Annotated in this window: 12 protein-coding genes; 7 read left to right on the plus strand and 5 right to left on the minus strand. The window is 68.8% G+C overall.

Translation table 11 applies throughout. The features are described 5' to 3' along the window. Window positions 1–191 precede the first annotated feature (191 nt). The 5 genes from ACYVKI_RS09715 to eda all read left to right on the plus strand — a co-directional run bounded on the left by ACYVKI_RS09715 (window position 192) and on the right by eda (window position 5,351). The gene (locus ACYVKI_RS09715) at window positions 192–917 is read left to right on the plus strand and encodes a GntR family transcriptional regulator (protein WP_460690145.1); all 726 of its coding nucleotides are present in this window, start codon (window positions 192–194) and stop codon (window positions 915–917) included. Between the two features lie 112 nt (window positions 918–1,029). Beyond that, a complete protein-coding gene (gene manD / locus ACYVKI_RS09720; RefSeq protein WP_460690146.1) occupies window positions 1,030–2,241 on the plus strand; it encodes a D-mannonate dehydratase ManD in 1,212 nt (403 codons plus the stop codon). A gap of 5 nt (window positions 2,242–2,246) precedes the next feature. After that, window positions 2,247–3,218, plus strand: a complete 972-nt coding sequence (locus tag ACYVKI_RS09725) for a PfkB family carbohydrate kinase (protein ID WP_460690147.1) — start codon at window positions 2,247–2,249, stop codon at window positions 3,216–3,218. After that, entirely contained in the window at window positions 3,215–4,729 is a 1,515-nt protein-coding gene (locus ACYVKI_RS09730; RefSeq protein WP_460690148.1) for a mannitol dehydrogenase family protein, read from the plus strand. Before ACYVKI_RS09725 ends, ACYVKI_RS09730 begins: the two co-directional genes overlap by 4 nt. Continuing rightward, the gene (gene eda / locus ACYVKI_RS09735; protein WP_460690149.1) at window positions 4,722–5,351 is read left to right on the plus strand and encodes a bifunctional 4-hydroxy-2-oxoglutarate aldolase/2-dehydro-3-deoxy-phosphogluconate aldolase; all 630 of its coding nucleotides are present in this window, start codon (window positions 4,722–4,724) and stop codon (window positions 5,349–5,351) included. The genes ACYVKI_RS09730 and eda overlap by 8 nt, the downstream gene beginning before the upstream one ends. Before the next feature lie 143 nt (window positions 5,352–5,494). On the opposite strand, the gene ACYVKI_RS09740 is transcribed toward eda, so the two are convergent. The 5 genes from ACYVKI_RS09740 to ACYVKI_RS09760 all read right to left on the minus strand — a co-directional run bounded on the left by ACYVKI_RS09740 (window position 5,495) and on the right by ACYVKI_RS09760 (window position 10,879). Further along, complete coding sequence (locus ACYVKI_RS09740; protein WP_460690150.1) at window positions 5,495–5,773, minus strand: hypothetical protein; 279 nt, start codon at window positions 5,771–5,773, stop codon at window positions 5,495–5,497. Window positions 5,774–6,325: 552 nt separating this feature from the next. Further along, the gene (locus ACYVKI_RS09745) at window positions 6,326–8,134 is read right to left on the minus strand and encodes an acetyl/propionyl/methylcrotonyl-CoA carboxylase subunit alpha (protein WP_460690151.1); all 1,809 of its coding nucleotides are present in this window, start codon (window positions 8,132–8,134) and stop codon (window positions 6,326–6,328) included. Between the two features lie 118 nt (window positions 8,135–8,252). Next, complete coding sequence (locus ACYVKI_RS09750; RefSeq protein ID WP_460690152.1) at window positions 8,253–8,963, minus strand: Maf family protein; 711 nt, start codon at window positions 8,961–8,963, stop codon at window positions 8,253–8,255. Between the two features lie 7 nt (window positions 8,964–8,970). After that, the gene (locus ACYVKI_RS09755) at window positions 8,971–9,219 is read right to left on the minus strand and encodes a hypothetical protein (RefSeq protein ID WP_460690153.1); all 249 of its coding nucleotides are present in this window, start codon (window positions 9,217–9,219) and stop codon (window positions 8,971–8,973) included. A 70-nt stretch (window positions 9,220–9,289) separates the two neighbouring features. Then, entirely contained in the window at window positions 9,290–10,879 is a 1,590-nt protein-coding gene (locus ACYVKI_RS09760) for an acyl-CoA carboxylase subunit beta (RefSeq protein ID WP_460690154.1), read from the minus strand. A 236-nt stretch (window positions 10,880–11,115) separates the two neighbouring features. Here ACYVKI_RS09760 and ACYVKI_RS09765 point away from each other — a divergent pair, with 236 nt between their 5' ends. Continuing rightward, window positions 11,116–12,030: an SDR family oxidoreductase gene (locus ACYVKI_RS09765; RefSeq protein WP_460690155.1), complete on the plus strand. Its 915-nt coding sequence runs from the start codon at window positions 11,116–11,118 to the stop codon at window positions 12,028–12,030. An 87-nt stretch (window positions 12,031–12,117) separates the two neighbouring features. Next, a complete protein-coding gene (locus tag ACYVKI_RS09770) occupies window positions 12,118–13,125 on the plus strand; it encodes a biotin--[acetyl-CoA-carboxylase] ligase (protein WP_460690156.1) in 1,008 nt (335 codons plus the stop codon). Window positions 13,126–13,209 lie beyond the last annotated feature (84 nt).

Raw genomic sequence — 13,209 nt, forward strand, 5'->3', positions numbered from 1 at the left:
GGCTCCTCTCGCCAGGGGCATCTGAGTTGCGAAGAAAAGGGGGGTGCTGAGCTGGGTCGAGATCTCCTGCGCACAGGACCCGGCTACTTGTATTCCAGAGCTAGTATGCAAGAATGATGTGACGTACACTACCAATATGTCAAGGGCGTCTTGAGAGATGGCGAGGAGTCGGAGGGTCATACACTGTGGCAATGCCTAAGCAGGGATCCGGTCGCTCGGAGCGACACAAGGTGTATCGCGGCATTCGCGAACGGATCATCAGTCTGGATCTGCAGCCCGGGGGAGCGATCTCCGAAAATGAGCTCGCTCGTTCACTCGGCGTGTCCCGTACGCCCATCCGCGAGGCGCTGCTGCTGCTGCTCGAGGAGAGTCTCGTCGAGGTCTTCCCGAAGATCGGTACGTTCGTCTCTCGTGTGGATCCGAAGCGAGTGGCGGAGGCTCAGTTCCTCCGCGAGGCGGTCGAACTCGCCTCTCTCCGCACGCTGTCCGCTCCCTTGGACGCAGGGCTGGTTCGGGGATTGGAAGAGAACCTCGAACAGCAGGTCGCCGCAGGCGAGGACGTCCGTCGGTTCTTCGAGCTGGATGAGGAGTTCCACCGGGGGCTCATGGGGTTGGCTGGGCATGAGAGCTCCTGGTCGACGGTCGTGAGTGCGAAGGGCCATCTGGATCGCGCCCGCATGCTCGGAATCCAGGAGGTTCCGAGGGTGAGTGCCTTCGTCGAGGATCATCGGTCGATCTTCGAGGCCGTGGTCTCTGGGCGAGTCGCCGACGCGGAGAACCTCCTCTCGGCGCACCTGCGGGTCGTATTCGACGACATTGAGAAGATCCGGAATCGATCGCCGGAGCTTTTCGTCGGAGATGCCGCTTCTCGCCCGGTTCGACGCCCGACCTACGTGTGGGAGTCTGCGGACGGCTGATGCCCTCGCTGCACGAGGGGGGGGTGAGCTCTTGACGAAGCTGGTATACAAGTGCTGACATGCAAGTGATGGGCGCAGTTCGACAGATGCGCACCCGGGGAGGAGACCCAAGATGAGAATCGACGATGCCAGGGTGGTGGTCAGTTCACCTGGGCGGAACTACGTGACATTGATCATTGAGACGGAGGGCGGTCTGGTGGGCATCGGTGATGCCACGCTCAACGGCCGGGAGCTCGCGGTCGCCTCCTATTTGGAGGACCACGTATGCCCACTGCTGATCGGTCGCGACGCCCGCCGCATCGAGGACGTCTGGCAGTACCTGTACCGCGGCGCCTATTGGCGTCGAGGTCCGGTGACGATGACGGCGATCGCGGCCGTCGACGTGGCCCTGTGGGACATCAAGGGCAAAGCCGCCGACATGCCGGTCTATCAGCTCCTCGGCGGGGCTGCACGAGACGGGGTCATGGTCTACACCCACGCCAGCGGCGAGACCCTTGACGGCCTGCACGAGGACTTCCAGGCACACCTGGACCAGGGGTTCAAAGCGATTCGTGTCCAGTCGGCGATCCCCGGGCTCGAGAAGACCTACGGCATCCCCGGACCGGACGGACAGGTCTACGAACCGGCGAGCGGAAGCCGCCCTCAGGAGGACCGCTGGGACACCGCCCCCTACCTGGACTTCGCGCCGCAGATGGTGGCCTCCGTCCGCAAGGAATTCGGATACGGCACCCACCTGCTCCATGACGTCCATCACCGGCTGAGCCCCATCGAGGCCGCACGCCTCGGCCAGGCCCTGGAGCCCTACAGGATGTTCTGGATCGAGGATCCCACTCCGGCGGAGGACCAGAGTGCCTTCCGCACCATCCGGCAGCACACGACGACGCCGTTGGCCGTGGGGGAGGTCTTCAACTCCATCTGGGACTGCCAGCAGCTGATCACTGAGCGACTCATCGACTACATCCGCGCCTCCGTCTCCCACGCCGGGGGCATCACCCATCTGCGCAGGATCTTCTCCCTGGCCGATCTCTACGGGGTCAGGTCCGGCTCGCACGGCGCAGGGGATCTCTCACCGGCTTCCTTCGCGGCCGCATTGCACGTCGACATGAGCATCCCCAACTTCGGGGTTCAGGAGTACATGGGGCACCGGTCCCCGGCCGATGAGGTCTTCTCCGTCTCGTACTCGATATCCGACGGATTCGCTCACCCCGGTGACACACCGGGCATCGGCGTCTCCTTCGACGAGGAGGCCGCGGCTCGGTACCCCTATGCCCCCAAGTATCTGCCGATCAATCGTCGTCTGGATGGGACGGTGCACGACTGGTGAACGACATGACAGAAGCTTCGACCAGAGGCCGGGAACACTTCGACGTCGTCGTCCTCGGCGAGGTGCTGGTGGAGGTGGCCACGGAGGCGGCGTTCGATGACGGCGTGGAAGCACGCCTCGGGATCTCCGGCGACGCGCTGAATGTGGCTGCCGCCGCGGCGGCAGCCGGCGCCCGAGTCGGGCTCATCTCGGCCCTCGGTGAGGATGAGCTCGGGCACGCCGCGCGGCGCAGGATCGATGGTCTCGGCATATCGACAGAGCTGCTGCTCCAGAGACCCGGGCCGCAGGGGGTCTACTTCGTCCACAGCGACCCTGAGGGGAACAGAGAGTTCTCCTACGCCCGCTCACACAGCGTCGGTTCGACGCTGGCTCCCGAGGACCTCGATCCGGACGTCCTGCGGGATGCCGGGGCGGTGATCGCCAGCGGCATCACAGGGGCCCTCTCCGAGTCCGCGGCCCAGGCGGTCGTCGTCGCGGCCGAGTCCGCTCGTCGTTTCGTCTATGATCCGAACCACCGGCCTCGGCTGAGCAGTCTGGAGGACGCTCGCCGTAGGCTCCTGAGGCTTGCCCCGCTCAGCTGGCTGGTCACCCCCTCCTCTCCGGAAGAGACCTCACGTCTGCTCGACGCCGGGTCTCCCGACGAGGCGGCGACCGCTCTGACCGCGATGGGAGCGAGCAACGTCGCAGTCACCTGTGGTGCTGACGGAATTCATCTGCAGCATGACGGAGAGACACGGTGGGTCCCGTCGGTCCCCGCTCCCCACGTCATCGACCAGACGGGCGCCGGCGATGCGTTCCTGGGGGCCACCACCGCGCGTGCCGTCCTGGGGGATCCCCTCCCCGACGCCGTCCGCTGGGGTGCGGCGGCCGCTTCTCTGGTGGTCGGAGGCCGAGGCGGGACAGGATTCGTGCCCACGGCCGCTCAGACGCGGGAGCACCTCCGCACGGCGTCGATCACTGAGGAAGGAACCTCATGAGGCCGCGGCTCACACGTTCCGCCGCCCGGAAGGCAGGTCTCCGGCCCCTCGAATCCGACTCCGTCAGGGCCCGGGAGTCCCAGGCGCTGAGGATCGTCCATCTCGGATTCGGAGCCTTCGCCCGTGCGCACACGGCGGTGTACACCGAGCTGGCCGGCCTGCGCGCGCAGGACGACCCCAGTCAGCACTGGCGGATCGTCGGAGTCACCCAGCGGTCCAACGCCGTCGCTGAGCAGCTGAACCCGCAGGACGGGCTCTACAGCGTGGTCGATGTCGGCCCCGGTGCTGGCGGCGTTCAGCTGATCACCTGCGTCGACGAGGTGCTCTCTGGACCGGAGGAGCCCGATGCGGTGGTCGCCCTGATCGCCGATCCGTCCACGCGGATCGTGAGCCTGACGATCACGGAGAAGGGCTACCGCCTGGATGCCGGGGGACAGGGCATCGATCGTGCCGACCCCGAGATCCAGGCAGACTTGGCGGGGCGCGCACCTCGGACTGCCGTCGGGCAGATCGCCCGGGGCCTGCAGCTGCGCCACCGACGCGATGCCGGTCCGCTGGCTGTGGTGTCCTGTGACAACCTTCCCGGGAACGGCGAGCTGACCCGCGAGGCCGTGGAGTCCTACACCCGGGCCCTGCCGGAGAACGGGGCCGAGGAGCTCCTGGCCTGGGTCCAGGGGTCGGTGAGCTTTCCGAACACGATGGTGGATCGCATGGTGCCGCGGCCGACGGCGGAGACACAGGAACAGGCGGCGCGGGCCCTCGGCTTCACAGATGAGGGAGCCGTGCCCGCCGAGCCCTTCACCCAGTGGGTCTTGGAGGACGACTTCCCCGGAGGAAGACCCGCATGGGAGCTCGCCGGCGCGACCTTCAGCGATGAGGTGAGGCAGTGGGAGGACACCAAGCTGCGGATGCTCAACGCCGGCCATACTCTGCTGGCCTATGTGGGACTGAGCGCCGGCCTCACCACGATCAACGATGCCGTGCGGGATGAGCCGTTCGCCGAGGCCTGCCGTCAGCTGCACCGGGAGGAGGTCCTGCCCACCCTGGAGCTCCCGACGGGCGTGGACGGAGAGGCCTACGGCGACGAGGTGCTGCATCGATTCGCGAACGAGGCGCTGGGCCACACCACGGCCAAAGTCGGCTCCGACGGGTCTCTGAAGATCGGGCCGCGTCTGGGGGAGACCATCACTCGATGCCTGGACGGCGGCCTGACGCCGCAGTGGTCGTCATTGGCGGTGGCCGCCTGGATCCAGCATGTGCTCCACGGAAGCGCTGGGGACGTCACAGACCCCCTCGCTGAACAGATGCGGCGTCGGGGGCTGGCGGCCGAGAGCGCTGCCACCGCGGTGTCAGCGGTCCTCCGCACCGCGGGCCTTCTCCAAGACCTGCCGCAGCGGGACCACCTGCTGTGTGCCGTCGTCGCATGGCTGGAAGTCCTGGCCGAAGGTGACGAGGCGCTCAGATCCGAGATCATGCGCAGAACAGAAGAGAGGAACAACGCTGATGGGTGAGAACACTCGAGAGGTTTTGGCGGCGTCGCCGGTGATCCCCGTGGTGACGATCGACGACGCCGATGCGGCAGTTCCGGTGGCGCAGGCGCTGGTGGACGGCGGCGTGCCGATCATCGAGGTCACCCTGCGCACGGCTCAGGGGCTCGAGGCGCTGCGCCGCATCGCGGCGGAGGTGCCGTCCATGCTGGTCGGGGCCGGCACGGTCCTGAACCCGCAGCAGGCCGACGATGCGCTGGCGGCCGGGGCGGAGTTCCTCGTCACCCCGGGGCTCTCTCGGAGTCTCCTGGACTGGATCCCGGGCTCCGGCGTTCCCTGTCTTCCTGGAGTCTCCACTCTCGGCCAGGTGATGGATGCCCTGGACAGGGGACTGACCGAGCTCAAGTTCTTTCCGGCAGAGGCCGCCGGGGGCGTCCCTTTCCTCCAGGCGGTCGCCGGGCCCATCCCCGATGTGACGTTCTGCCCCACCGGCGGTATCGGCCTGGGCAACGCGGAGGACTATCTCCGCCTTCCGAACGTCGCCTGCGTGGGGGGCAGCTGGCTGACGCCGCAGGCTGCGGTCGCCGCAGAAGACTGGACGGAGATCACACGCAGGGCTGCTGAGGCGGCGCAGCTCGGCACGTGACGTGAGCCGCCGTCGTCGTCCGAGCACGAATGACGATTCACGACGATGCCTCCGTGGTTCGGGCCCCGATGACACGCGATTTCGCGTGATGAGGGTCCGAACTGTGGAGGCATCTGCCGTCCCGCGAGCCCGCCCTGCTCAGCTCATTCGGTGCCGGCGCCGGTGCCGGTGCCGGTGCCGGTGCGGCGGGTGGTGGTGAGAAACAGTTCCGAGAGCGCTGCGGACACCGGACCGAAGGTCTTGATGACGGCAGAGCCCCGATCAGCATGGGGGTGGTCGAACCGGTCGGCGAGGAAGTCGGTCACGGGGGCGGGGGCCGCGATGGACAGGATCGCGATGAGCCGCAGGAAGAGGACAGTCGGTGATTCTGGTGGTGCAGTCCATTGACGTGGGGAGTCTGCGGCGCGGTACTTGGGATCCAAGGCGTCATGTTGAAGTCCATGCCGATGGCGAGATCGCCGAAACCGATGGGTCCAAGAGGTCCCGCCACATAGGGGAACTGGGGATGGCGATCGACGTGAACAGGGTGGAGCTCGTGTCATGGTCGACCAAGATCTGCAACGGGGAGATGAGGGTCGCCGGGAGACGCAGAGGGAGATCCCCGGGGCTCGATCGCCTGACCGGTGAGTGCCGCTCAGATGATCTGCTGCCGGGGTGCAGAGCTGGTGCGGACTGCTGAGGGCGTGTTGCGAAAGAACGGCGGGTGCCGACGACATGTCTGCCGGGCCGGTTCTAGGTCTGGGCAGGGTCTTCTGCGGAGGGGAGACGGGACTCCTCGATGTCGCGGGGCGTGTGACAGTGAGTCTCGCGGTAACGCGGCGCCCGCGTGCCGGTACGGGGTGTCTCCCTTCTCCATGCGGAGACCTCGCTCCAGACACGACGGTGGCCTCGGAAGGATCGCCAGAATACGTATGCTGACGCGACGTATGGCGAGGGTCCCTCCGGGGCCACCGGTGAAGGAGGCAGGAAGGTTTCTACCCTTCGATGCTCGCGAGGACCTCTCCGGCACTCACTGCGACGCCCGCCTCGGCCTTCAAGCCCTTGACCTTGCCGGCCTTGTGGGCGGTCAGCGGCTGCTCCATCTTCATCGCCTCGAGCACCAGGATCAGGTCGCCCTCGGCGACCTTGTCCCCGTTCTTGGCATGGACCTTCACGATGGTGCCCTGCATGGGAGAGGCCAGCTGGTCCCCGGAGGCGCCGGTGGCTGCGGTGCTGCGCGACTTGCGGCGCCGCTTCTTCCCGGCCTGGGCGGCGAGCTTCCCGGCGGCCAGCGACGCCGGCAGTCCCACGGTCACCCGTTTGCCGTTGACCTCCATGACCACCGAAGCGCGCTCTTCGGCATGGTCCGGATCCGGATGGGCGGAGAGCGGGTTGAACGGCGCGATGGTGTTGTCGAACTCGGTCTCGATCCAGCGGGTGTGCACAGAGAACGCCGTCGGCGCCTTGCGGGGTCCGTGTCCGCCCTCCGGGGGCGTGACGAGCTCCGGGACGAAGGCCGGGTCCTCCAGGACCTGCCGATGGAAGGGGATCACCGTGGGCATGCCCTCGACGGTCATCTCGGCCAGCGCCCGGCGTGCCCGCTGCACGGCCTGAGCACGAGTGGCGCCGGTGACGATCAGCTTGGCGATCATGGAGTCGAAGGCCCCCGAGATCGACTCTCCGGCGCGGACGCCGGAGTCCACCCGAACGCCCGGCCCGGTGGGGAGGTCGAAACGTTCGAGCTTGCCGGGTGCGGGCATGAAGTTGCGTCCGGCGTCCTCGCCGTTGATGCGGAACTCGATGCTGTGGCCGCGGACCTCCGGGTCGTCATAGCCCAGCCGCTCGCCGCGGGCGATCCGGAACTGCTCCCGGACCAGGTCGATGCCGGTGACCTCTTCGGAGACCGGGTGCTCCACCTGCAGGCGGGTGTTGACCTCCAGGAAGCTGATGGTGCCGTCGCGGCCCACCAGGAACTCGCAGGTCCCGGCGCCGGTGTAGCCGGCCTCGCGGAGGATCGCCTTGGACGCCCGGTAGAGCTGCCGGTTCTGCTGGCGGCTCAGGAACGGCGCAGGAGCCTCCTCGACGAGTTTCTGGTTGCGGCGCTGCAGGGAGCAGTCGCGGGTCGAGACCACGACCACGGTGCCGTGCCCATCGGCGAGGCACTGGGTCTCCACGTGTCGCGGGGCGTCCAGGTAGCGCTCGATGAAGCACTCGCCCCGACCGAAGGCGGCGGTCGCCTCGCGGACCGCGGACTCGTAGAGCTCGGTGATCTCGTCGTGCTCGCGGACCACCTTGATCCCGCGTCCGCCGCCACCGTGGGCGGCCTTGATCGCGATCGGCAGGCCCTGCTTGTCGGCGAACCTGATGACCTCTTTGGCGTCCTTGACCGGCTGCTTGGTGCCGGGGGCCAGCGGGGCGCCGACCTTCTCGGCCAGCTGCCGGGCGGAGACCTTGTCGCCGAGGGTCTCGATCGCCTCCGGAGAGGGGCCGATCCAGGTCAGTCCGGCGAGCCGGACGGCGCGGGCGAAGTCGGCGTTCTCGGAGAGGAACCCATAGCCGGGGTGGACGGCGTCGGCGCCGGTGGCGCGGGCGGCCTCGAGGATCTTCTCCACCACCAGGTAGCTGTCCGCGGCGGTGGCTCCGCCGAGGGAGTAGGCCTCATCGGCCATGGTGACGTGGACGGCGTCGCGGTCCGGGTCGGCGTAGACGGCGACGGTCGACAGCCCCTCGTCACGGGCCGCACGGATCACGCGCACCGCGATCTCACCGCGGTTGGCGATCAGCACCTTGCTGAACTCGGTCATGGTCTCTTCTGCGCTCCTGGTTCTCGGTCGGGACGCTGCGACAACGTCTTCTGCTGGCCGGTGCTGGCTGCTGCTGGCATCTGTCGGGTGCCATGCCGTGGTCGAGGGTGGGATGCCGTCATCCTCGTCCGGTGGATCTGGGGTCCGGGGCGTCGCGGCGCCGCAGTCTGTCCTGCAGGCGCTCCAGCGCGGCCGGGGAGACGCCGATGACGGACTCTCGGTCGCCGTCGACCTGCTCGATGAACTCTGCGGCCCTGCCCTCCAGGGTGAAGGCCCCGGCACAGGTCAGCGGCTCCCCGGACTCGGCATAGGCACGGATCTGCTCATCGGTGGGGTGCCCGAAGCGGATTGCGGTGGAGACCGTCTCCCCGGTGGCCTGCAGCTCCCCCTCCTCGCCGGGTCGCTGGCCGAGCCAGCTGGAGGTCGTGGTCCGGGTGGCGGTGCTCGCATCCACCAGCCAGTGACCGGTGTGGAGCGCGCCGGTGCGGCCACGCATCTGCCGCCAGCGCGCCACGGCGACGTCGACCTCATAGGGCTTGCCGTAGGAGACCCCGTCCAGTTCGAAGACCGAATCGCATCCCAGCACCAGGGCGCCTCGGCCCTGTCGTCGGGAGGCCACGTCCTCGGCCTTCGCCCGGGCGAGCAGCAGGGCCTCCTCGGCGGGGGAGAGCGGGCCGAGCGCCGCCACGGCCGAGGCGACGACGGCGGGCTCGTCGACGTCGGAGACCACCACCTCGAAGTCGATGCCCGCTTCGGCGAGGATCTGCCGGCGGCTGGCGGAGGCGGAGGCGAGGATCAGTCGCGGTGCGGCGGTGCGGTGTGAGCTCATCAGGGCCTCACCGCAGTCCTGCCGCGTGCTGCCAGGAGTCCCGGCCGGGACGGCCCCACAGGCCCAGGTGGCGGCGGCGCTGCAGGGTGCGGTCGCGCGGGCCGGTGCCGCCGACGCCGTCGTCGGCCACCGGCTCAGCAGTGGCCAGGCGTCCGATGACCGCCGCGACGGCGGCGAGCTCCTCGGAGCTCAACGGCGTGCCGGAGACCTGCAGGACGGGCCGCTCCTCGGCGGACTCCTCTGCGGTGCTGACCATCCTCAGTCCTCCGTCCTTGACGTCGACGCCAGTGGTGCCCTCTGCGGGGATCCCTGTGATCCGTGCCGGCTCACAGCGGGATGTTCCCATGCTTCTTGGCGGGCAGCGCCTCCCGCTTGTGGAAGGTCGCGCGCAGGGCCTTGGTGACCTGCCAGCGGGTCTCGGCCGGCTCGATGACGGCGTCGATGTAGCCCAGCTCCGCGGACTGGTAGGGGTTGAGCAGCTCAGACTCGTAGTCGTCGACGAGCTCGCTCCGGCGAGCCTCGATGTCGCCGCCCTCCTTCTCCACGGCGGCCAGCTCCCGGCGGTGCAGGATGTTCACCGCACCCTGGGCGCCCATCACCCCGATCTGTGCCGTGGGCCAGGCCAGGTTGACGTCGGCCCCCAGCTTCTTGGAGCCCATCACGATGTAGGCGCCGCCGAAGGCCTTGCGCGTGATGACGGTGATCTTGGGCACCGTGGCCTCGGCATAGGCGTAGAGCAGCTTCGCGCCGCGCCGGATGATCCCGTTGAACTCCTGATCGGTGCCGGGCAGGAAGCCGGGCACGTCCACCAGGGTGAGGATCGGGATGTTGAAGGCGTCGCAGAATCTCACGAATCGGGCGGCCTTCTCGCTGGCTGCGATGTCCAGGGTTCCGGCGAACTGTGTGGGCTGGTTGGCGACCACCCCGACGCTGCGGCCCTCCACCCGGCCCAGGCCGATGGTGATGTTGGGGGCGTAGAGCGCCTGCAGCTCCAGGAAGTGGCCGTCATCGAGGATCTGCTCGATCACGGCGCGCATGTCATAGGGCTGGTTGGCCGAGTCCGGGATCAGCGTGTTCAGCGCTTCGTCCTCGGCCTCGATCTTGGCCCGCTCCTCGGCCGGCTCCACGGGGGCCTCGGCGAGGTTGTTCAGCGGCAGGAACTCCAGCAGCTCCTTGACGAACTCGAGGGCGTCCTCCTCGTCGGAGGCCAGATACGAGGCGGTGCCGGTGGTGGTGTTGTGCTGGCGGGCCCCGCCGAGGGTCTCCATGTCGACGTCCTCGCCGGTGACGGACTTGATGACGTCGGGACCGGTGATGAACATGTGCGAGGACTTGTCCACCATGATCACGAAGTCGGTCAGCGCCGGGGAGTAGGCGGCCCCGCCGGCGGAGGGTCCCATGATGAGCGTGATCTGCGGGACCACGCCGGAGGAGTGGACGTTGTTCCGGAAGATGTCGGCGAACATGGCCAGGGAGGCCACACCCTCCTGGATGCGGGCGCCGCCGCCGTCGTTGATCCCGATCACCGGGCAGCCGTTGCGGGCGGCGAACTCCTGGACCTTGACGATCTTCTCCCCGTTGACCGCGGAGAGCGATCCGCCGAACACGGTGAAGTCCTGAGCGAAGATGGCCACCAGACGTCCGTCGATGGTGCCGTAGCCGGAGACCACGCCGTCGCCGAGCAGCTTCTTCTTCTCCATGCCGAAGGACGTGGAGCGGTGCACCGCCAGGGCGTCGAGCTCCACGAAGGAGTCGGGGTCGAGCAGCATCTCGATGCGCTCGCGGGCGGTGTGCTTGCCGCGGGCGTGCTGCTTCTCCACGGCCGCCTCGCCGGCGGGGGCGTGGGTGAGGTCCCGACGGCGTCGGAACTCGGCCAGCTTGCCGGCAGTGGTGTCTGTGCGGGGCGAGGTGCTCATCGTCGGTGGGGAACCCTTTTCTCCGGCGGTCGGGCGGTCGGCGGCGCCACGGGGAGCACAGGGTGATGTGCCGTCGGGGTCGCCGCCGGATCCTTCAGGAACTCTACAATCCAGCGGTCAGTCTAGCCCGCTGAGCACGGCGGACGGCTGTAGGAACCCTACAAGGGTGTCCCCGGGGGCGGATGTGGATGTGACGCAGATGACATGAAGGTGTTACTCATGGGTAGAATCTAGGCATGAATGAGTCAGCAGCATCACCGACCGCACCTGCCTCCGCCGAGCTCCCCGCCGAGATTCTGGGGGGCCGAGACCTCGACGGCGCCCGCGTGCTGATCTCCGGCGGCAGCCGAGGCATCGGCCACGCCATCGCGGTGGCTCTGGCTGGCCGCGGCGCCCAGATCGCCATGCTCGCCAAGACCGACACCCCGCACCCCAGACTGGCCGGCACCGTGCACACCGCCGTGGCCGACGTCGAGGCCGCCGGCGGCCGAGGGCTGGCGATCGTCGGAGACCTCCGTCAGGACGCCGACGTCGTCCGCGCCGTGGAGACCACCGTGGCCGAGTTCGGCGGCCTCGACATCATCATCAACAACGCCTCGGCCATCGACCTCTCCACCACTGAGGCGCTGGACATGAAGCGCTATGACCTGATGCATGACATCAACGTCCGCGGCACCTTCCACCTCACCAAGACCGCCATGCCGCATCTCCGTCAGGCCGCCGCGGAGGGCCGCCACGCGCAGATCCTGACGCTGTCGCCGCCGCTGACCGACGCCGACGGACGTCTGGACCCGCAGTGGTTCGGCCGACACCTGGGCTACACGATGGCCAAGTACGGGATGTCGATGACGACGCTGGGGATCTCCCAGGAGCTCGCCGAGGATGGGGTGGACGTGAACTCGCTGTGGCCGGCCACCCTCATCGACACCGCCGCCATCCGGGCCATGCCCGGCGGAGAGGAGATGGTCCGCGGAGCGCGCATCCCCGCCGTCGTCGCCCATGCCGCCCTGGCGCTGCTGTCCGGGGCGGCCGGGCGCCGCACCGGCGAGTTCCTCACCGATGAGCAGACCCTCGCCGCCGCCGGGGTGGAGGACCTCTCCGGCTACGCTGTGGAGCACGGGCACGAGCTGATCCCGGACATCTTCCTGTAGGGAGCTGCCCGCGGGGAGAGTCGTCCGAGGATCGTCGCCGCCAGGCGCGCCGGAAGGATCATCGGAAGGATCATCGGGAGGAGCGGGATGGAAGACGACGCCAGACAGGACCCTGCTCGGGGGGCCGCAGAGAGCCCGACGACGGCGGGCCCCCTGGACGCCGCGCGGCTGCGTGAGGAGCTCGTCACCGCCGGTCCGTATGCGGAGCTGCGGGTGGTCGAGTCGGTGGACTCCACCAATCTGCAGCTCACCCGCGCGGCCGGCGAACCCGGATTCACCGAGGCCTGGCCCCATCTCTCGGTGCTCACCGCTGAGGAGCAGACCGGCGCCACCGGACGGCTGGGACGCGGGTGGAGCTCCCCGCCGCGGACCTCGCTGTCCACCTCAGTGGTGCTGCGCCCCGGTCGCGACGGTGCCGACCCCACCCGCCAACTGCCCTGGATCTCCCTGGTGGCCGGGTTCAGCCTGGTGGAGACGCTGCGCACAGAGCTCAGGATCCCCGCCCGCCTGAAATGGCCCAACGATGTCCACGTCGAGGGTCGGAAGATCTCCGGAATCCTCTCCGTGCTGGCGCCGATTCCTGCCGAGGCCGGCGGGGGAGTGACCGTGGTGCTCGGTGTGGGGGTCAACGTGCTGCTGACCCGCGAGGACCTGCCCACCCCGGCGTCGACCTCGGTGATGCTCGAGCTGGATCGGCTCCGTGGGGCCGACGGCGGCGCTGACCTGCGCGCCCGGGTGAGTGCTGACCTGCGCACGGAGGTCCTGATCTCCCTGCTGCGCCGGCTCGCGGAGAACCTCGCCGAGCTGGAGCAGGTGGCCGCCTCGGGGCGCCCCATCCTGGGCAGCGGGCTGGCGCGCCGCGTCCGGGAGTCCATGGACACCCTCGGCCAGCAGGTCCGCGTGGAGCTCCCCGCCGGGGGTGCGGAACGTGGCACGGCCGTCGGACTCGAGGAGGACGGCTCCCTGCTGGTGGAGGTCACCGATCGCCGAACGGGGGCCCAGGAGCGGTGGACTCCGGTGCCGGGCCCCGCGGCGGAACGCCGGCGTGGCTTCTCCGCCGGAGACGTGGTCCACCTGCGCAGAACCGAGGGCTGAACCCCGCAGGTAGACTGGCCCAGGGCCCGGCCGAACCCGGATGGCCGGCGTCTGACCTGACCAGAGCGGAGGGCGAGGGCTCAC

Source organism: Nesterenkonia suensis (assembly GCF_054782935.1).